The sequence below is a fragment of the Streptomyces sp. OfavH-34-F genome (assembly GCF_022347745.1).
Taxonomy (GTDB): Bacteria; Actinomycetota; Actinomycetes; order Streptomycetales; family Streptomycetaceae; genus Streptomyces.
Window position 1 is genome coordinate 1 of record NZ_JAKRGC010000109.1, and the last position, 19,714, is coordinate 19,714.

The 19,714-nt window shown below is 73.2% G+C and carries 19 protein-coding genes; 5 read left to right on the plus strand and 14 right to left on the minus strand.

What is annotated here, in order from left to right; translation table 11 throughout:
• The coding region (locus MHW47_RS17635) for a hypothetical protein (protein WP_239224384.1) at positions 1-1,508 on the minus strand (1,508 nt) is incomplete at its 3' end.
• A gap of 141 nt (positions 1,509-1,649) precedes the next feature.
• A complete protein-coding gene (locus MHW47_RS17640) occupies positions 1,650-2,516 on the minus strand; it encodes a class I SAM-dependent methyltransferase (RefSeq protein ID WP_239224385.1) in 867 nt (288 codons plus the stop codon).
• 137 nt (positions 2,517-2,653) lie between these two features.
• Between MHW47_RS17640 and MHW47_RS17645 the strand changes: the two genes are divergently transcribed.
• Positions 2,654-3,238: a TetR/AcrR family transcriptional regulator gene (locus tag MHW47_RS17645; protein ID WP_239224386.1), complete on the plus strand. Its 585-nt coding sequence runs from the start codon at positions 2,654-2,656 to the stop codon at positions 3,236-3,238.
• A 37-nt stretch (positions 3,239-3,275) separates the two neighbouring features.
• On the opposite strand, the gene MHW47_RS17650 is transcribed toward MHW47_RS17645, so the two are convergent.
• The 4 genes from MHW47_RS17650 to MHW47_RS17670 form a co-directional block, all read right to left on the minus strand.
• On the minus strand, positions 3,276-3,830 hold the full coding sequence (locus MHW47_RS17650; RefSeq protein WP_239224387.1) for a GNAT family N-acetyltransferase: 555 nt from the start codon (positions 3,828-3,830) through the stop codon (positions 3,276-3,278).
• A 59-nt stretch (positions 3,831-3,889) separates the two neighbouring features.
• Positions 3,890-4,279 carry a hypothetical protein gene (locus MHW47_RS17655; protein ID WP_239224388.1) on the minus strand — a complete coding sequence of 130 codons (390 nt, stop codon included), beginning with the start codon at positions 4,277-4,279 and terminating at the stop codon, positions 3,890-3,892.
• A gap of 531 nt (positions 4,280-4,810) precedes the next feature.
• A complete protein-coding gene (locus tag MHW47_RS17665; RefSeq protein ID WP_239224389.1) occupies positions 4,811-5,002 on the minus strand; it encodes a DUF397 domain-containing protein in 192 nt (63 codons plus the stop codon).
• Positions 4,989-5,876 (minus strand): helix-turn-helix transcriptional regulator, encoded by an 888-nt coding sequence (locus MHW47_RS17670; RefSeq protein ID WP_239224390.1) that lies wholly within the window; start codon positions 5,874-5,876, stop codon positions 4,989-4,991. Before MHW47_RS17670 ends, MHW47_RS17665 begins: the two co-directional genes overlap by 14 nt.
• A gap of 251 nt (positions 5,877-6,127) precedes the next feature.
• Between MHW47_RS17670 and MHW47_RS17675 the strand changes: the two genes are divergently transcribed.
• The 3 genes from MHW47_RS17675 to MHW47_RS17685 all read left to right on the plus strand — a co-directional run bounded on the left by MHW47_RS17675 (position 6,128) and on the right by MHW47_RS17685 (position 8,336).
• A complete protein-coding gene (locus MHW47_RS17675) occupies positions 6,128-6,586 on the plus strand; it encodes an ATP-binding protein (RefSeq protein ID WP_239224391.1) in 459 nt (152 codons plus the stop codon).
• 37 nt (positions 6,587-6,623) lie between these two features.
• Positions 6,624-7,163 carry a CYTH domain-containing protein gene (locus MHW47_RS17680; RefSeq protein ID WP_239224393.1) on the plus strand — a complete coding sequence of 180 codons (540 nt, stop codon included), beginning with the start codon at positions 6,624-6,626 and terminating at the stop codon, positions 7,161-7,163.
• 69 nt (positions 7,164-7,232) lie between these two features.
• Positions 7,233-8,336: a radical SAM protein gene (locus MHW47_RS17685; protein ID WP_239224395.1), complete on the plus strand. Its 1,104-nt coding sequence runs from the start codon at positions 7,233-7,235 to the stop codon at positions 8,334-8,336.
• Positions 8,337-8,460: 124 nt separating this feature from the next.
• On the opposite strand, the gene MHW47_RS17690 is transcribed toward MHW47_RS17685, so the two are convergent.
• The 7 genes from MHW47_RS17690 to MHW47_RS17720 form a co-directional block, all read right to left on the minus strand.
• Positions 8,461-10,050, minus strand: coding sequence for a 4-coumarate--CoA ligase family protein (locus tag MHW47_RS17690; RefSeq protein WP_239224397.1), 1,590 nt, complete (start codon positions 10,048-10,050; stop codon positions 8,461-8,463).
• 67 nt (positions 10,051-10,117) lie between these two features.
• Complete coding sequence (locus MHW47_RS17695; RefSeq protein WP_239224399.1) at positions 10,118-11,278, minus strand: acyl-CoA dehydrogenase family protein; 1,161 nt, start codon at positions 11,276-11,278, stop codon at positions 10,118-10,120.
• Positions 11,275-13,254: a biotin carboxylase N-terminal domain-containing protein gene (locus tag MHW47_RS17700; protein WP_239224401.1), complete on the minus strand. Its 1,980-nt coding sequence runs from the start codon at positions 13,252-13,254 to the stop codon at positions 11,275-11,277. Before MHW47_RS17700 ends, MHW47_RS17695 begins: the two co-directional genes overlap by 4 nt.
• Before the next feature lie 6 nt (positions 13,255-13,260).
• Positions 13,261-14,868 carry an acyl-CoA carboxylase subunit beta gene (locus MHW47_RS17705; RefSeq protein ID WP_239224403.1) on the minus strand — a complete coding sequence of 536 codons (1,608 nt, stop codon included), beginning with the start codon at positions 14,866-14,868 and terminating at the stop codon, positions 13,261-13,263.
• Positions 14,865-16,565: an acyclic terpene utilization AtuA family protein gene (locus MHW47_RS17710; protein WP_239224410.1), complete on the minus strand. Its 1,701-nt coding sequence runs from the start codon at positions 16,563-16,565 to the stop codon at positions 14,865-14,867. Before MHW47_RS17710 ends, MHW47_RS17705 begins: the two co-directional genes overlap by 4 nt.
• Positions 16,566-16,657: 92 nt before the next feature.
• Positions 16,658-17,452, minus strand: coding sequence for a TIGR03084 family metal-binding protein (locus tag MHW47_RS17715; protein WP_239224404.1), 795 nt, complete (start codon positions 17,450-17,452; stop codon positions 16,658-16,660).
• A gap of 112 nt (positions 17,453-17,564) precedes the next feature.
• Positions 17,565-18,350 carry a helix-turn-helix domain-containing protein gene (locus MHW47_RS17720; RefSeq protein ID WP_374230105.1) on the minus strand — a complete coding sequence of 262 codons (786 nt, stop codon included), beginning with the start codon at positions 18,348-18,350 and terminating at the stop codon, positions 17,565-17,567.
• 88 nt (positions 18,351-18,438) lie between these two features.
• Here MHW47_RS17720 and MHW47_RS17725 point away from each other — a divergent pair, with 88 nt between their 5' ends.
• A complete protein-coding gene (locus tag MHW47_RS17725; RefSeq protein WP_239224406.1) occupies positions 18,439-18,873 on the plus strand; it encodes a nuclear transport factor 2 family protein in 435 nt (144 codons plus the stop codon).
• A gap of 9 nt (positions 18,874-18,882) precedes the next feature.
• Here the strand turns inward: MHW47_RS17725 and MHW47_RS17730 are convergent.
• Positions 18,883-19,714, minus strand: an 832-nt coding sequence (locus MHW47_RS17730; RefSeq protein ID WP_239224408.1) for a DMT family transporter, incomplete at its 5' end; no start/stop codon positions are given.

Here is a 19,714-nt window from a genome sequence, read left to right on the forward strand (position 1 = left end):
CGGGCCACCTCGCGGGCGTCGCCGCCGCCGGCCGCCTCGACGAGCAGGTCCGCGTCCCGGCGGGCGGCCTCCAGGGCGGGCGTCGAGCCGGGCCCCGCCCACCGGTGCCGTACGGTCGTCCGGCCCTGGGAGACGACGGCGAGGACCCGGACGTCGCTCCCCTCGCGGCGGGCGACCAGCGTGGTGAGGCCGGGGGCGTCGAACGCCGTCTCCGCGACGTTCGCCAGGTCACCGAGGCGCAGCATCGTCGCACGGCGGCCCCGCTTGCCGGGCGTCTCCTGCGAGGGCGCCGACTCCATCAGCGTCCACCGCCCGGACGGGGCGAGCCGGACGGTGGCCCCGCACAGCAGCAGCTCCTGCGAGGCGCGCTGCGGCGGGGCGGGCACGTACGCGATCTCGTGGGCCGCCTGCTCCCGCGCCGCGTCGGGCAGCGGAACGGCGGGGGCGGGGACGGTGCCGCTACGGGGGATGGAGGCGGCGAGCCGGGACCGGGCGTGGTCCCGGAACCGCAGGAACGCCTCCAGGGGCTCCTCCGCGTACTTCCACGGGTACGCGGTGGCGTACCGCCCGATGGAGCGGTACACGTCCAGCGATTCGGCCCAGCGTTCCCGGCGGTTGAGCGCCCACACCAGGTGGTTGCGGACGAGCCGGGCCGCGCGGTCCTCGGGCGGGCGCGATACGGAGTACGCCTGCGCGGTGGCGATGATCCCGTCGGTCCGGACGTCGTCGGGGGCGCCGCTGCCGCCCTTGGCGCGGGGGCGGCGCTGGGCGGCGAGCCCGGCCTCCGTCAGCGCCACGATCTCCAGGGCGCGCAGCGGTGAGCCCTCCGGGGCCTCGGCGGCGACGCGGGCCGCGTAGCCGAGCATCTCCTCGTTGCCGCCGTACCACTTGGCGCTGATGTACTGGAGGGCGTCGAGGTGGGTGGGCGGGTGGTGCGGTGCGCAGGCGAGCGCCCGGCGCAGGCAGCCGTCGAAGACGTCGCGCGGTGCGGCGGCCCCGAGGCAGTGCGCGAGGGCGGCGGACCAGGGCACGGGGTCGGCGGGGTCCGCGGTGACGGCCGCCTCGATGACGGGCAGTGCGTCGTCCAGCAGCGCGTGGAAGGCGCGGAACCGCTCCTCGCCGACGTCCTTCGCGGCCGCCGCCGTACGGACCTTCCACGCCTCCCTGATCCGCCGGAACGCCTCCACCACCAGGGCGTCGGGGTCCTCGGGCGCCTCGGCGAGCCACGTCTCCAGCCAGGCCGCGTCGTCCACCGCGAGTTCGGCGAGGGCGACGACGGCCTCGTCCCGCAGCACCCAGTCGGCGTCCTCCCGGGTGGCCGCGAGGAGCTTGCGGGCCTGCTCGTACGACCCCCGGCGCACCCCGGCCAGCGCCTCGGCGGCCCGCGCGTCCGGCGCGTCGACCACCACCGCGTGATCGGGCACCAACCCGACCCCGGTCGCCTCCAGATGCCCCACCATCCGCGCCACCTTGCCGAACACGTACGCCCCCTCCGCAGAACCCGACACCCCATGATCCCGCGCCCGAATCCGAGCACGCACCGGGGTCCGCCGAGCCGAACGACTCCCTGTGCCTGGGGGCTGAGGTAGGGGGCCGACGGCAGCGATGCGCTCCCTTACGCGCAGACGCCGCGAGCGCGGTGGCGGCCGTCAGGGCCGGTCCGACGGTGTGGCCGGGCGGTCCGCCGTGACCAGCCACGACGTACTGCGCAGCCGGACCGTGCCGTCCGCCGCCTCGTGGGCGCGCAGGTGGTCCGTGAGGACTTCGCGCGCACGGGTGCGGGATGCCGCGTCGGCCTGTTCCATCAGATACCGGCCGGGGCCCGTACCCAGCAGGAAGTCCGCCGCGTCCTCGGCTCCTTCGCCCCACGTCCCGTAGGCCTGGGCCCGGTTGATGGTGATGCCGGAGAAGCCGGGCGCCGTAAGAACCTCGCGGACGCGGTCCGGGGCGGCCAGCGAGAACATGCCGGGCAGCCCCGGCTGCCCGAAGTCGCCCACCGGGAGGAAGGCGCCCAGGGACGCCATCGCCGCCACCCAGTCATTGAGCGCGGCGTCGGCCGGGCAGACGAAGGCCAGCCGCCCGCCGGGGCGCAGCGACCGGCCGATGGCCCCGAAGGCCGCCACGGGGTCGGCGAAGAACATCACCCCGTAGCGGCTGATCGCCGAGTCGAATGACCCCGGCTCGAAAGGGGGCGCCTGGGCGTCGCCCCGCACGAAGGACACGTTGCCGACGCCCTCCCGCTCCGCCCGGGCCCGCGCCCCGGCCAGCATCGGGCCGGACAGGTCGAGGCCCGTCGCGTGCCCCTGGGGCGCCCGGAGCGCGGCGAGGCGCGTGCTTTGTCCGGAGCCGCAGCCGATGTCGAGCGTCCGGTGGTCCGCGGCGATCCCGGCGGCATCGAGGAGCGGGGTGTTGAAGCCCTCGTTCACGGCGTTCCAGCGGTCCTGATTGCGGGCCCAGTGGGCACCCTCCGGGCCGTTCCACGCCTGTGCCTGCTCGGTGTTGACGATGTCCTGCACGGGTTCCCCCTGGGATGGACGACAGAGAATGGGCGTACGCCCAAACAGTATGGGCAAGCGCCCATACTGGCAATCCCGGCTACCATCCGAAGCGGTCGCGCCCATGAGGGCGGGGGAAGCGGAACGAAGGAAGGCCCATGTCACCGCGCGGAGTGGCGACGCCGGACGTGCGCGAGCGGCTGTTCGCGGCGGCCGAGCGCATCGTGGAGAGGGACGGGCCCGGCGCCCTCACCAGCCGGTCCGTCACGACCGAGGCGGGCTGCGCCAAGGGGCTGCTGCACACGCACTTCGCGGGGCTGGACGAGTTCGTGGCCGAACTCTGCCTCGACCGGTTCGCCCGTACGGCCACGAAGGCGCGGGCCCTGTCGGCGCTCGCCGGACAGGGCACGGTGGCGGGGAACCTGGAGTCGGTCGTCCTCGCCCTGTTCTCTTCCGGAGGCCCCGCCATCTCGGGCCTCGCCCTGACCCGCCCCGCCGCCGCACTGCGCTTCCGCGAGGCCCTGGAGGCCGGCGCTCCGGGCTTCACGGCGATCCAGGAGGCCGTCACGGACTACCTGAGGACCGAGCAGGAGGGCGGTCGGGTGGCGGAGACCGTGGACCCGCCCACAGTGGCCCTCGCCGTCGTCGGCACCGCCCACCACCTCCTGATGACCACCTGGCCGGGCGGCCCGGACCCCCGCCCGGCGATGGCGCGGCTGGTGGCGGCACTGGTGGCGGGCTGAGCGCTTCCCCCGGGCCCACGGGTGCGGGGCGGGCCCGTCAGCGCCGCGCGAGGCCCTCGTCGTCCCAGTCCGGGATCGTCGTCGCGCCCGAGGCCCAGTCGCGGCGCAGGATCGCGTACCCGACGGCGTCGTGAACCGTGCCGTCGGCAGCCGGCCACGCGTCGCGGTAGTGCGCCTCCTTAACGTAACCGCACCTGCGGAACGTACGCCGCATCGCCACGTTGTCCTGCCGCGTGTTGCCCTCGATGCGCCGGACCTCGGGGAACTCGCCGAACACGTACCGCGTGAGCCAGGCCAGGGCCTGCGCGCCGAGGCCACGCCCCCGATACTCGGCGCGGATGCGCAGGTCGAAGAGCGGCGCGTTGTCGGTCAGGTCCATCAGGCGCACGAGTCCGACGCGTTCGCCGGAGCGCATGATCCAGAACGTCCGGTTGTCGTCGCCCCAGAAGCGTCCCTCGTCCACCCACTGCCGGGCCATGCCCGGTTCGACGACGTCCCGGCCGTGGAACGGCCAGGTGTCACCGGAGAGAAAGGCGACCAACTCGTCGGCCCGGCCCGGCTCGCAGTGCTCGTACACCAACTCCGTATCCACAGGCGCACCCTAACGACGGTGCCCGGCCCCGGGAGCCGGATTTCGCGCGCCCGCCGAGGTCAGTAGGCGTTCACGTACCAGAGGGCGCCGCCCAGGAAGACCGGCAGCGTGAAGGCGATCTGGAGCATCCAGGGAACACCCGGCCCCTCGTCGTCGGGCTTGCCGGGGTTCTCGGCCCGCCATGTCATGAACGTACGCATCGCCTTGGAGTGGCCGACGACGCCCAGGGCGATACCGAGGATCACGCCGCAGTAGACGGGCAGCAGTTCGTTCAACGGCCAGTCGTAGTTCGCGCTGTAGGCCACGATCGCCAGGAATCCCACCACCGGACCGCACGACACCCAGGCCATCTGCCGCCGGTTGATCATCCCCGGGAACATCGCGGCGAGATACAGATACACACTGACCGCCGCGAACAGCCACCACAGCGGCGAAGACTTCTCCAGCACCGGACCCCCCTTGTTCCGCCCCCGAGGCTCTCAGCCGTGCGGCAAGCCTAACCGTCCGTGTTCGAGGGGGGCCAGGAATCAGCCCCGACATCGCACCGGCGGTCGTGCGGGCACGTTCGGCGGTCCTGATCGCCCTCGGCATCCGGGCCGTTGTGGCCTGACCGGCGTCCTGCCGCCCACCCCCGTACGCCGTCGCGTCAGGCCCGGGGCGTCCGACCGGCGCGTGCGCCTCCGCCCTCCGCGGGGGCGTGCGCCCGCCACTGCCCCTGCGGCCGTCGAGCGCCAGCGCCTCCAGGATGCTCATCCGCAACGGATGCGCCAGGCCCCGCAGGCTACGGGCGTCCAGCCGCCGTACGGGCTTGCGCGGGGGTGCTTGGGGCTCCACGTCGTCGCCCATGCCGACCAGACCAGGTTGCAGAGAACCCTCTGCACAGGGTTCTCTGCAACCTGTCCCACAAGCGCTGACCAGACCGAGCCCCCGCGCGGGCCGATCCCGCACGGACTGTCGCCCGAGCAGACAGCCGGCCCGACCTATCGCCCGTTCCGGACCACAGTCCCGATGAACGCGCGCCACCCGTCAGCGCCACAGGTCAGCACCGGACCCGTCCGCACCTTGCTGTCGCGTACGACGATCGCCGCACCGAGGCGAGCGACTTCGACGCAGTTACCGTTGCCGTTGCTGTAGCTCGATGTGAACCACTGGGCGTCGTCAACCTTTTCCATAGCTCCCTGCTACCTCACCGATCAGGCGCCGTGACGCCTGCTCATCCAGCGATGCGTTCCAGACGTCGTCGAAGGCCGCGTCGTACTGTTGCACCTCCCGCTCCTTGTCCAGATACAGCCCCCCGGTGTATCCGTCCGCGTAAACCGTCGGTGGCTCTGTGGCGACTCCCTCGCCCGTCAGCGGGAATCGCAGGATCACGAACGGACCCGTCACCACGCCGGCATGCATGCCGGCGGCAAACGGGACCACCCTGATGGAGATGTTCGCCCGTTCCGAGACGTAGATCAGGTGCGCGAGTTGCTGTGCCATCACGTCGCGCCCGCCAACAGGCCGCCGCAGCAACGCTTCACCCAGGACCGCCCGGAACACCGGCGGGTCGGTGACGCGAGTGAGCAACGTCTGGCGTTCGATGCGCAGCCGTACGCGCCCGTCGAGATCCGCCTCACCGATGTCACGGATGTGCGTACGGATGACCTCGCGTGCGTACCCCTCCGTCTGCAGCAGCCCCGGAACGATGTCGCTCTCGTACATCGACAGCGACGACGCCGCCTCTTCGAGACCCACGTAGACGTCGAACCCTTCCGGGATCAGGTCGCCGTAGGCGTGCCACCAGCCGCGCGCCTTGGTCTCCTTGGCCAGCCCCATCAACGCCTGAGTGAGATCTGCGGGCGCTCCGTACACAAGGCACATGGCCTGGACGTCGAGACTTCTTAACGCCGTCTGCCCCGTCTCGATGCGCCACATCTTCGCCTCGGACCACTCGAGCTTCGCCGCCGCCGCACGCACGGTCAGGCGGGCGCGGTTGCGCAGCTCTCGAAGGTTTCTCCCCAGCTGGCGCCTCGGAACGGTCGATCCAGTCGGACCCTCAGCCATCTCAACTCCCCTTACGTGCCTCAGTATGAAGGACTTTTGCCCCTCGCGATGAAAGCAGGACGATGCTCGTTACGCAGCACAAGACATCCGTTCGATGCTTTAAGAGCGGTACATCGCTATGAAGTCTTGCACGGGGCTCGCATCGCTATGCAGTCTGGAAACCACTCTCCGTGAGCGTCGAGTGGGTGAAGCAGCCGTGCCGACGCGCACGCTTCGCCTGCCGTGTACGGCCATTCCCGTGAGGACAACTCGTGCTCGACCTCCCCCAGGCCCCCCTCGACCTCACCCCCTGCACACCCCCCGCCGGCCCGCCGCGCTCCCTGCTGCTCGCCAGTGAGCCCCAATCCGTGCGCCATGCGCGGACGTTCGCCCGTGAGCACATCGCCCACCACGCCCCGCACGCGACGGAGCACCACACGGACACCGCCGTCCTGATCACCAGCGAACTCGTCACCAACGCCTACCGGTACGGAACGGAGCCCGGTGACCTGATCTCCGTCATCCTGGACATCGACAGCGGCCGGACCCGCATCGAGGTGCACGACCCCGTGCGGCGTGCGCCCCGGCGACGGTCGGACGTGGAGGGCGGCCACGAACGCACGCGTGGACGCGGCCTGCTCATCCTCGACGTGCTCTGCCCGCAGCGGTGGGGCGTCGGTGACCGGCCATTCGGCAAGTTCGTTTGGGCAGAGGTGCCGCACGACTGCTGAACCAACTGACCGGCCCCGACAGCAAGGAGCAATCGCTGTGACGAACATCGAGTACGAGGCGAAGGCCCTCGACATCGACGTCCAGGACATCACCCGCAGGATCTGCGACGCCGGTGGCGTCGAGGCTTCCCCCCGGCGCCTCATGCGCCGCTTCGTCTACGACACCGTCCCGCCCGCGCCCGGCCGCTGGGTTCGTCTGCGGGATACGGGCGACTCCACCACGCTGTGCGTCAAGGAGATCACCACCGACGCCGTCGACGGCACGCGTGAGACGGAGGTGACCGTGGATGACTTCGGCGAGGCCGCCGCCCTGCTCCGCCTCGCCGGGCTCGTGCCGCGCGGATACCAGGAGAACCGCCGCACGTCCTACACGCTCGGCACGGCCCGCCTGGAGATCGACGAGTGGCCGGGCATCCCGCCGTATCTGGAGATCGAGGCGGACGGGGTGGGCCAGGTGTGGGAGGCGGCGGCAGCGCTCGGGCTGGACCGCGAGCGGCTGACGTCGCTGAACACGACGAAGGTGTACGCCCTGTACGGCCTCGACCTCGAAGCGATCAAGGACCTCCGGTTCGAGTAGGCCGAAGCCGCCCGCACCTCCCCGGCCGGGGGCAGCCGCCCCGGCCTCTCGAAGAGGGGACACCCACCCATGCACGACCTGTCGAACCTGCCGGTCGAAGTACGACCGGACCGGACGTTACGCGTAAAAATCATCGACGCATGCGGCCTCGCCTGCTCCTTCTGCCACAACGAGGGCACGCCCGTGGCGACCGACAACGTGAATCGCTCCTCAGCGGAATTCACGGGCGGCACCGGCCGCTCCGGACGCGTCTCCATCTACCTGCGCACCAACGGCGCCGACTTCCTCCCCGCGCGAATCGCCGCCGACGCCGACTTCGCCCTGGCACTCGCCGCCGTACGGGGTGCTCTGCCGACCAACGAGGTTCACTTCACGGGAGGCGAACCCACGCTCCATCCAGACCTGCCAGGCCTTGTCTCGATCGCCCGTCGCATGGGCCTGACCGTGGGGATCACCTCGAACGGGGAAGCCGGCGCGGAGGCGCTACCCGCCGCTGCGGCCGCCGGGCTCGACCGCGTCAACCTGTCCATCTTCGGCACCACTCCCGACGAACTTGCCGCCGTGCAGGGGCCTCGCCTCGCATCCCCGAAACTCGCCGAACGCAAGCTGGCCGCGCTCGACGCCACGATCGAGACCGCGGTGGCGCACGGGGTCAAGGTGTCGGCGAACATCGTGGTCCCGGACCACAGCCACGTCGATCGCGTGCTCCGCATCATCGAGCGCCACGGACGCGCCGTCGTCGTCCGCATGCTCGTATCCCTGGAGTCGGGCGGAGCTTCCCTCGATGCGATGCAGGCCGTGGTCGACCACCTGGGCGCCGTCCCCGTGCGCCGTATCGTCACGGCCGGCGCATCCGACCAAAGAGTGCGCTACCGCCTGCCGGACGGGCGCACGCTCTACGCGAAGAGCATCCGTCCCGTCCGCCTGCCCGAGACATGCACCGGGTGCCGGTTCAACAACGACCGGGACTGCCAGGAGGGCTACTACGGCGTCCGCCTGTACCGGGCCGCGAACGGCCCGTTCATGGTCGGGGTGTGCATCCAGCGCATGGACCTGTGCATGAGTCTCGGCGAGTTCGTGATGAGCCGGCGCTGCGGCGAGTTGGCGGAGTTCCGGGACGACGAGACGTCGCGCCTTGAGGCGCTGCACGCCGCGTCGTCCCCGACCGGCTGACGATGCCCGCGCATGAGGGGCTCACCACTCGCGGTCGGGGCTCCACTCGTAGGCTCCTGGGGCTGATTCGGCGGCTTCGCGGGGTCATGCCTGCCGGGGTCCGCCGGAAGGGCGTCGCACCCCCCTACCCCCGCCCCGCCTCCCGGTCTCTCAGTTCTCGGCGGAGGATCTTGCCGGAGGCCGCTCTCGGGACCGTGTCCGTGAATTCCAGGCGGCGGATCTTCTTGTACGGGGCCACCCGGTCCGCGACCCACGCCATCAAAGCGGCCTCCGTGAGGGAGGTGTCCGGGGTTCGGACCACGTAGGCCTTCGGGATCTCGTTGCCGTCGGGGTCCTGGACGCCGATCACCGCCGCGTCCGTGACGTCGTCGTGGGCCAGGAGCAGCGCTTCCAGTTCGGCGGGTGCGACCTGGTAGCCCTTGTACTTGATGAGTTCCTTCACGCGGTCCACGACGAACAGCCAGCCCTCCGCGTCGGTGCGGCCGACGTCGCCCGTGTGCACCCAGCCGTCGGCGTCGATCATCGCGGCGGTGGCGTCGGGGCGGCCCAGGTAGCCCTTCATGACCTGGGGGCCCCGGATCAGGATTTCGCCCGGTTCGCCGGGGGCCGCGTCCTCGCCGGAGTCGTCCAGGGCGACGATGCGCATCTCGGTGCCGGGGAGCAGCCGGCCCACCGCGCCGGGGGGCGGGTTCTCGGCGGAGAGCGGGACGACGTGGGTGCCGGGGGAGAGTTCCGTCATGCCGTACGCCTGGCGGACCGGGGGCAGGCCGAGGCGGCGGGAGCAGGCGGTGGCCAGGTCCGCGTCCAGCGGGGCGGCGGCGCTGACGATGTACTCCAGCGAGGACAGGTCGTACCGGTCCACCACCGGGTGCTTCGCCAGGGCCAGCACGATGGGCGGGGCCACGTAGAGGCCGTTGATCCGGTGGGTGTCGATGGCCGCCAGGAACTGTTCCAGGTCGAAGCGCGGCAGGACCACCACCGTGGCGCCCAGCCTCAGCGGGGCGTTCATGAGCGCGGTGAGGCCGTAGATGTGGAAGAAGGGCAGAACCGCCAGGATGCGGTGCCCCTCCCCCAGCGGCACGAACGGGCTGAGCTGTTCCAGGTTGGTCGCCATCGACCGGTGCGTCAGCATCACGCCCTTCGGGGCGCCGGTCGTGCCCGAGGAGTACGGGAGGGCCGCGATGTCCTCGGCCGGGTCCACCGGCACCGCCGGTTCCGGGGCGGTCGTGGTCAGCATGTCCAGGATCGAGGCGTGGCCCTCCGCCTGGTCGCAGACGAAGATCTCCCGGACGCCGCCCGCGAGTTCGGCGGCCCGGCGGGCGGTCGCGAGCAGCGGGGAGACGGTGACGATCCAGCGGGCGGCGGAGTCGCGGAGCTGCTTGGCGAACTCCTCGGCCGTGGCCAGCGGGTGCACCGTCGTGACCGTGGCGCCCGCGCGGGTGGCCGCGTAGAAGACGGCCGGGTACGCGATCGTGTTGGGGCTGTGGAGCGCCAGCACGTCGCCCTTGACGACTCCGGCGGCGGCCAGGCCGGCGGCGATCCTGCGGTGGAAGGCGTCGAGCTGCGCGTACGTGAGGCGGCTGCTGTCGTTCGTACCGTCGATGAGCGCGACGGTCTCCCCGAACCGCTCGGTGGCGTGCCCGAGCACCGCGTCGTGGATCGCGGTGTCGAGCGGCTGGACGTCGGGGTAGTCGCTCCGGAACACGTGCGCCATCTCGGTCCCTTCGATGCGCGGGGGTGGGGCGGCGGCGGGGCGCCGCCGCCCGTGAGGCAGTGGGCGCTCAGTACGACTTGGGGAGCCCCAGGGTCTGGTGGGAGATGTAGTTCAGGATCATTTCCCGGCTGACGGGCGCGATCCGGGCGACCCGCGCCCCCGTGATCAGCGAGGCGAGGCCGTACTCGCGGGTGAGGCCGTTGCCGCCCAGCGTGTGGACCGCCTGGTCCACCGCCCGTACGCACGCCTCGCCCGCCGCGTACTTCGCCATGTTCGCGGCCTCGCCCGCGCCGAAGTCGTCGCCCGCGTCGTACAGGCGGGCGGCCTTCTGCATCATCAGGCGGGCGAGTTCGAGTTCGATGTGGGCCTGGGCCAGCGGGTGGGCGATGGCCTGGTGGGCGCCGATGGGCTCCTTCCACACCTGGCGCGTCTTCGCGTACTCGACCGCCCGGCCGAGGGCGTAGCGGCCCATGCCGATGCCGAAGGCCGCGGTCATGATGCGTTCGGGGTTGAGCCCGGCGAACAGCTGGAGCAGCCCCGCGTCCTCGTCGCCGACGAGCGCGTCGGCGGGCAGCCGTACGTCGTCCAGGACGAGTTCGAACTGCTTCTCCGGGGCGTGGACCTCCATGTCGATCTGGTTCCGCCCGAAGCCGGGGGTGTCGCGGGGGACGATGAACAGGCACGCCTTGAGCTTGCCGGTCCGCGCGTCCTCGGTGCGGCCGACGATGAGGGTGGCGTCCGCGATGTCGACGCCGGAGACGAAGACCTTGCGGCCGGTGAGTAGCCAGTCGTCGCCGTCGCGGCGGGCGGTCGTGGTGATGCGGTGCGAGTTGGAGCCGGCGTCGGGCTCGGTGATGCCGAAGGCCATGGTCAGACTGCCGTCGGCGAGGCCGGGCAGCCACTGCCGCTTCTGCTCGTCGGTGCCGAAGCGGGAGATCACCGTGCCGCAGATGGCGGGCGACACGATCATCATCAGGAGCGGCGAGCCGGAGGCGCCCAGCTCCTCCAGGACGATGGAGAGTTCGGCCATTCCGGCGCCCCCGCCGCCGTACTCCTCGGGGAGGTTCACGCCGAGAAAGCCGGCCTTCGCGGCGTCCGCCCACAGTTCGCGGGGGTGGCCGCCCTCGCTGACGAGGGAGGTCATGTACTCCCGCCCGTACCGCTTGCCGAGGGCGGCGACGGCGGCGCGCAGGGCCTGGTGCTCTTCGGTTTCGAGGACGGTGCTCATACGGGCTGCTCCTCAGAAGGGTCCATGGGTGATTCCGTGACGACGGCGAGCAGCGCGCCCACCTCCACCTGGCGGCCGGGCACGGCGTGCAGGGCGGTGAGCGTGCCGGAGGCCGGGGCGAGGATGCGGTGTTCCATCTTCATCGCCTCCAGCCAGATCAGCGGCTGCCCGGCGGCCACGGCGGCCCCCTCCGCGAGGCCGTCCGCGAGGCGGACGACCGTGCCGGGCATGGGGGCGAGCAGGGAGCCGGGTTCGGTGCGGTCGGCGGGGTCGGTGAAGCGCGGCAGGGCGGTGAAGGTGTACGCGCCGCGGGCGGTGTCCACGTGGACCCGGCCGTCGCGGGCGAGTACGTCGTAGTGGCGGGTGACCCCGCCGTGTTCCAGGGTGACGCGGGCGCGGCCGGCGGCAACCACGCGGACGTCCTCGACGCCCCCGGCCGCCTCCACGCTCAGCCCGTCGCGGGTCCGCCGGTACGCGATCTCGTGCTCGGTGCCGTCCGGTTCGGCCCGGTAGCGCCGGACCTGGGGCTGCGAGGGCAGGTTGCGCCAGGCCCCGAACCGGGCGAAGCCGCCCGCGGTGGTGTCGGTGGCGTTGCGGGCCGCCTGGCCGACGGCGGCGGCGGTGGCGGCGAGGCGGACGGCGACCGCGTCGACCGGGGCCGTCAGCTCCGGCAGGTTGCGGTCGTAGAAGCCGGTGTCGGGGCGGGCGTCCGCGAAGTCCGGGTGGCGCAGCGAGCGGACGAGGAGGTCGCGGTTGGTGACCGGGCCGTGGATGCGGGCCCGCTCCAGGGCGCGGGCGAGCAGCCGCACGGCCTCGGCGCGCGTCCCGGCGTGCGCGATCACCTTGGCGAGCATCGGGTCGTAGTGGACGCCGATCGTGTCGCCCCCGGTGTATCCGGTGTCCAGCCGCAGGCCGGGCTCCTCCGGCACCGCGAGCGACAGCAGGGCCCCGGTCTGCGGCTGCCAGTCCCGGGCCGGGTCCTCCGCGTACAGCCGGGCCTCGACGGCGTGCCCGGAGGGCGGCGGGGGCGTGGCGGCGGGCAGCGGCGCGCCCTCCGCGATCCGGAGCTGGAGGGCGACGAGGTCGAGGCCGTACACCTCCTCGGTGACGGGGTGCTCGACCTGGAGCCGGGTGTTCATCTCCAGGAAGTACGGCCGCCCGTCCGCCGTGACGAGGAACTCCACGGTCCCGGCGCCCCGGTAGTCCACGGCGCGGGCGGCGGCCACCGCGGCGTCGCGCAGCCGGGCGCGCAGCTCGTCGGTCAGGCCCGGCGCGGGCGCCTCCTCGATGACCTTCTGGTGGCGTCGCTGGAGCGAGCAGTCGCGGGTGCCGAGCGCCCAGACGGTGCCGTGCGCGTCGGCCATCACCTGGACCTCGATGTGCCGGCCGCGCTCCACGTACGGTTCGGCGAACACCTCGCCGTCGCCGAACGCGGACAGCGCCTCCGCCGAGGCGGCCGTCAGCTCGCCCGGCAGCGCGTCCAGTTCGCGGACGATCCGCATGCCGCGGCCACCGCCGCCGGCCGCCGCCTTCAGCAGCAGCGGCAGGTCGCCGGCGGTCGCGGCGGCCGGGTCGACGGGCGCCAGGAGCGGCACCCCGGCGGCGGCCATGAGCTTCTTGGCGCGGGTCTTGGACGCCATCAGTTCGATCGCCTGGACGGGCGGCCCGATCCACCGCAGGCCCGCGTCCTGGACGGCGGCGGCGAATCCGGCGTTCTCGGAGAGGAAGCCGTAGCCGGGATGCACGGCGTCCGCGCCGGCCGCGCGGGCGGCGGCCACGACGAGGTCGCCGCGCAGATAGGTGTCGGCGGGGGCCGCGCCCGGCAGCCGTACGGCGGTGTCGGCCTCCCGGACGTGCAGCGCCCCCGCGTCGGCGTCCGAGTACACGGCGACGGTGGCGATGCCGAGGGCCCGGCAGGTACGGAAGATCCGGCAGGCGATCTCGCCCCGGTTGGCGACGAGCAGGCTGGTGATCATCTCAACTCACATCCGGAAGACGCCGAAGCCGCCGCGGGCGCCCTCGATCGGTGCGGTGTGGATGGCGGACAGGCACATCCCGAGGACGGTCCGGGTGTCGCGCGGGTCGATGACGCCGTCGTCGTAGAGCCGTCCGGACAGGAACATGGGCAGGGACTCGGACTCGATCTGCTGCTCGACCATGGCGCGCAGGGCGGCGTCCGCCTCGTCGTCGTACGGGCGTCCCTTGGCGGCGGCCGAGGCGCGGGCGACGATGGAGAGCACTCCGGCGAGCTGCTGCGGGCCCATGACGGCGGACTTGCTGCCGGGCCAGGCGAACAGGAACCGCGGGTCGTACGCCCTGCCGCACATGCCGTAGTGGCCGGCGCCGTAGGAGGCGCCCATCAGGACCGACAGGTGCGGGACCTTCGAGTTCGATACGGCGTTGATCATCATGGCGCCGTGTTTGATGATGCCGCCCTGTTCGTACTCCTTGCCGACCATGTAGCCGGTGGTGTTGTGCAGGAACAGGAGCGGGATGTCGCGCTGGTTGGCGAGCTGGATGAACTGGGCGGCCTTCTGCGACTCCTCGCTGAACAGCACGCCCTGCGCGTTGGCGAGGATGCCGACCGGGTAGCCGTGCAGCGCGGCCCAGCCGGTGACCAGGCTCGTCCCGTACAGCGGTTTGAAGGCGTCGAAGTCGGAGCCGTCGACCAGCCGGGCGATGACCTCGCGCGGATCGAACGGCACCTTGAGGTCGCCGGGCACGATGCCGATCAGCTCGTCCTCGTCGTACTTCGGCGGCTCGGCGGGGCCCGGATCGGGGTGCGCCTTGCGCCAGTTGAGGCGGGCGACGATGCGGCGGGCCTGGCGCAGGGCGTCGTGCTCGTCCACGGCGAAGTGGTCGGCGAGGCCGGACGTACGGGCGTGCATCGCGGCGCCGCCGAGCGATTCGTCGTCGCTCTCCTCGCCCGTGGCCATCTTCACCAACGGCGGGCCGCCCAGGAATACCTTGGACCGTTCCCGGATCATCACCGTGTGGTCGGACATGCCGGGGACGTACGCGCCTCCGGCGGTGGAGTTGCCGAAGACGACGGCGACGGTCGGGATGCCGGCGGCGGAGAGCCGGGTGAGGTCGCGGAAGAGGGCCCCGCCGGGGATGAATATCTCCTTCTGGGACGGCAGGTCGGCGCCGCCTGACTCGACGAGGCTGATGACGGGCAGCCGGTTGGCGAAGGCGATCTCGTTGGCGCGCAGCGCCTTCTTCAGCGTCCACGGGTTGGAGGCCCCGCCGCGTACGGTCGGGTCGTTGGCGGTGATCAGGCACTCGACGCCCGCCACCATCCCGATCCCGGTGACGAGCGAGGCACCCACTGTGTATCCGGGGGCCTCACTGCCCCAGGCCGCCAGCGGCGACAGCTCCAGGAACGGCGTGTCCGGGTCGAGCAGCAGCTCGACGCGCTCGCGGGCGAGCAGCTTGCCGCGCCCCCGGTGCCGCTCCGTGTACTTCTCGCCGCCGCCCTCCAGGGCCTTGGCGTGCGCGGCGTCCAGTTCGGCGAGCTTGTCGAGCATGGCGGCCCGGTTGGCCGCGTAGTCGGGGCTCGCGGTGTCGAGCCCGGTGGGCAGGACGGTCATGCGGGCACCTCCGGGTGCGCGGCGCGGTCCAGCAGGGTCACGGGTATCTCCAGGTGGCGGGCGCGCAGCCACTCGCCCAGGGCCTTGGCCTGCGGGTCGAAGCGGTGCTGCGCGGCGACGCCCTCGCCGAGCAGCCCGTGCACGGTGAAGTTCAGCGCGCGCAGGTTCGGCAGGACATGGCGTACGACGGTGAGCGGGGCGGTCTCCGGGAGGAGCAGGCGGAAGCGGTCCACGGTCAGTTCGTGCGCCAGCCACCGCCAGGCGTCCTCGTCCCGGACCCAGACGCCGACGTTGGCGTCCCCGCCCTTGTCCCCGCTCCGCGCCCCGGCGACCCGGCCGAGCGGTACCCGACGCGTGGGACCGGGCTCGGGCGGCGGGGGCAGCGGCGGCGGTTCGACGTCGAGCAGGGGCACGGTGTGCGCGGGGTGCGACACGGCGAGCCGTGTCCCGTCGGGGAGTACGGCGAGGTGCTCGACGTCCCGCGCCGGTACGTGCCGGGCCTCGAAGACCCCGTAGGGGGCGCCCTTGCCGGGCGGGGCCGTGACGTGGAAGCCCGGGTAGCTGCCGAGGGCCAGTTCGATCGCCGCGCCGGACAACGCCCGGCCCACGGGCTCCTGTTCGGGGTCGCGGACGACGAGCCGGAGCAGGGCGCTCGCGGTCTCCTCGGTGCCGGCGTCGGCCCGGTCGGTGCGGGCCAGCTCCCAGCGGACCTCCTGCGGCCGGCGCCCGGCGCGGGCGAAGGCGTCCGCGATCTGGGCCTTCACCAGCTGGGCCTTGGCCTCGATGTCGAGCCCGGTGAGCACGAAGACGACCTCGTTGCGCCAGCCGCCGAGCCGGGTGAGCCCGGCCTTGAGGGTGGGCGGCGGGGCCTCCCCGCGTACGCCGGAGATCCTGACCCGGTCGGGGCCGTCCTGCGTCAGCCGTACGGTGTCGAGCCGGGCGGTGACGTCCGGGCCCGCGTACCGGGCGCCGCCGGTCTCGTACAGGAGCTGGGCGGTGACGGTGCCGACGTCCACGACGCCGCCGGTGCCGTCGTGCTTGGTGATGACGCAGCCGCCGTCCGCGTGGATCTCGGCGACGGGGAAGCCGGGGCGGCGCAGGTCGTGGTCGCGGAAGAAGGCGTAGTTGCCGCCGGTGGCCTGGGTGCCGCACTCCAGGACGTGTCCGGCGACCACGGCCCCGGCGAGCGCGTCGTGGTCGTCGGGCCCCCAGCCGAAGTGGGCGGCGGCGGGGCCGGTGACGAGGGCGGCGTCGGTCACCCGGCCGGTGACGACGACCTCGGCACCGGCCCGCAGGCAGGCCGCGATGCCCGCTCCCCCGAGGTAGGCGTTGGCGGTGAGGAACCCCTCCGGAACGGGGAGGGCGTCCCCCTCCACATGGGCGACGCGCACCGGGACCCCGGCCTTCGCGGCCAGGTCCCGGATCGCGTCGGCGAGCCCGGCCGGGTTGAGGCCGCCCGCGTTGGCGACGATCCGCACGCCGCGTTCCCGGGCGAGGCCGAGGCCCTCCTCCAGCTGGCGCAGGAACGTGGAGGCGTAGCCGCGCGCCGGGTCCTTGAGGCGGCTGCGGCCGAGGATGAGCATGGTCAGCTCGGCGAGGTAGTCCCCGGTGAGGACGTCGAGGGGGCCGCCGGTGAGCATCTCGCGCAGGGCGTCGAAGCGGTCGCCGTAGAAGCCGGAGGCGTTGCCGATACGCAGGGGCGCGGGGGCGGAGGCGTTCCCGGCCCCGGCCCCGTTCCCGGCCCCTTCCCCGTTCCCGGAGGCGGCGGGCGGCTCCCCGGCCGGCCCCCTCACCGCTCCGCCTTCGGTGCCCGCCCCGTGCCCGCCGGGCCGGCGAACGCCTGGGCGATGGAGAGCCAGGCGTCCGCGTCCGGGCCCTGTGCCCGCACCGCGAGGTCGTCGCGGTGGGCGCGCTGGGTGACCAGGAGGCAGAAGTCGTACAGCGGGCCGGTGACGCGCTGGGCCGCGTCCTCGGGGCCGTACGCGAGCAACGCGCCGTCGGGGCTCTCCAGTTCCACCCGGAATTCCTCGGCGGGCGGTTCGAGGCCGCGCACGAAGTAGGCGTAGTCGCGGGCCCGGACGCCGATCCGGGCGACATGGCGCAGCCGGGCGGTCGGGGCGCGGACCGCGCCGAGGGCGTCGGCGACGTCCTGGCCGTGGGCCCAGGTCTCCATGAGCCGGGCGGTCGCCATGGAGGCCACGCTCATGGGCGGGCCGTACCAGGGGAACTTCGTGCCGGCGGGGGCGGCGGCCAGGGCCTCGTGGAGCCGTGCGCGGCTCTCGCGCCAGCGGACGAGCAGTGCGTCGGGCGGGCAGGCGGCGACGATCTCCTCGGCGGCCCGGTCCACGAAGTGCTCGGGGTCCTCCATCGCCCGGGCCACCTCGTCGGCGAAGCGGCCGGGGTCCGTGACGGCGACGAGGGCGACGTCGTCGGTCCAGCTCAGGTGGGCGATCTGGTGGGCGAGGGTCCAGCCCTCGGCGGGGGTCGTTCCCGCCCACTGTCTCGCGGTCGCCCCGGCGACGAGCAGGTCGAGCTCATGGCTCTCGCTGCGCAGGTCGTCGAGCACGGCTGAGGCGTCGGACACGGTGCGCTCCCCTCGGGGCGTGGCGGTGTGCCTCGGGAGCCTGCCAGCGGAACGCAAAACAATCAAGCATGCTTGCATGATTTTTGGACGGCCGCTCGGCGGCCCCGCGCCCTCAGCCCCGCTCGAAGTACGCCGCGCTCTCCGCGTCCGCCGGGTAGTACAGCTCGATCGCGACCTCGTCGAGCGTGATGTCCATCGGGGTGCCGAAGGTGGTGAGGGTGGAGAACATCCGCACCTCACGCCCGCCGAGCCGCAGGATCATCGGGAGGACCACGTCGGACGCGTCCGCGGCCGACCGCCCGGCGGCCTCCCCGTCCCCGTCGTCGTGCTCGTGGTCCGGCGCCAGCAGTTCGTCGTACAGCGCGGCGAGCGCGGGGTCGGGGGCGGCGGCGAGCTGGCGGCCGAGGCGGGCCCGGAACACCGCGCGGACGTCGGCGAGGTTGACGACGAGCGGGGCGAAGCCGCGCGGGTCCAGGCCGAGGCGGACGAGGTTGACCGGCGGGCGCAGCAGCTCGGGGGCGACGCCCGCGAAGAACGGCTCGACGGCCCGGTTGGTGCGCAGGATGTCCCAGCGGCGGTCGAAGGCCACCGCCGGGTACGGCTCGTGCGCCCGGAGCACCCGCTCGACCGCCTCCCGGGCCGCCGCCAGCGCGCTGTCGCCGAGGGGCCGTTCCGGGTACCGGGGCGCGAAGCCGGCCGCGAGGAGCAGCCGGTTGCGCTCGCGCAGGGGTACGTCCAGCCGCTCGGCGAGCCGCAGGACCATGTCGGCGCTCGGGTTCGTCTTCCCCGTCTCGACGAGGCTGACGTGCCGGGCGGAGACGCCGGCCGCGAGGGCGAGGTCGAGCTGGCTGACGCGCTTGCGGTGGCGCCACTGCCGGAGGAGTTCGCCGACTGTCACGAGGGCCGACCGTACCCGCCGGGCGGGCCGTCCGCCATGACATGCCATGTCATCGACGGCGGCCCCGCCGGCGGCCGACACTGCCCGCATGACGACACGGAACACGACTCAGGACCGCGAGAACCCGGACCGCGAGAACCCCGACCCCAGGAGCCTGGTGAGCCGGGCCCTGGCCACCCTGCTGGAGACCGGCGGCACGGAGGCGCTCGCCCCGCTGCTGAGCGACGGCTTCACCCACCACCGGCCGGGCGGGTCCACCTCGACCAAGGAGCAGTGGCTGGCGGCCGTGGAGGCGGCGCTCGTCCCGACGGCGGGCATGAAGGTGGAGATCGACCATCTGCTGGCGGACGGCGACCACGTCGTGGTCCACTCCCGGCGCGAGCTTCCCGGCGGCGCCCGGCCGATCGTGGTGGTGGACATCTGGCGCATCGAGGACGGGCGGATCGCGGAGGGCTGGGAGGTCATCGAGCCGGTGGCGGCGGCTACCGCGAACCTGTCGTGGTGGGCGCCGGCGGACCGCTGACCGGCCCGCTCACTGCGGGGAGACGCTCCGCACCTGGCTGCGGACCGCGCCCATGCTGGCGCCGATGACCAGGGCGATGGCGAGGGCGTCCGTGGTGGACAGGGCCTGGCTGAGGACCAGGAAGCCGGCCAGGGCGGCGATCGCGGGCTCCAGGCTCATGAGGATGGCGAAGGTGGGCGCGGGCAGGCGGCGCAGCGCGATCAGTTCCAGGGTGTACGGGAGGACGGAGCTGAGCAGCGCGACGGCCGCGCCGAGGCCGATCGTGGCGGGGTCCAGGAGCCGGGAGCCGGCGTCCATGATGCCGAGCGGCAGCGAGAGGAGCGCGGCGACGACCATGGCCAGGGCGAGGCCGTCCGCCTGCGGGAAGCGGCGGCCGGTGCGGGCGCTGAAGACGATGTACGCCGCCCACATCGCCCCGGCCCCCAGCGCGTACGCGGCCCCGGCCGGGTCCAGCCGGTCGAAGCCCCCGCCGCTGAGCAGGACCACCCCGCCGAGCGCCAGACCGGCCCAGACGACGTTGACCAGGCGGCGGGACGCGATCACGGAGAGGGCGAGCGGGCCGAGCACCTCCAGGGTGACGGCGGCGCCGAGCGGGATGCGGTCGGCGGCCTGGTAGAACAGCGTGTTCATGGCGCCCATGGCGACGCCGAAGGCGGCCACCGTGCCCCAGTCGGCGCGCGAGTGGCCGCGCAGCCGGGGGCGGCAGACGACGAGCAGGACGAGCGCGGCGGCGGCCAGCCGCAGGGTGACGACGCCGAGCGCCCCGGCTCGGGGCATCAGCAGCACGGCGATCGCGGCGCCGAACTGGACGGAGAGCCCGCCCGCGACGACCAGGGTGACC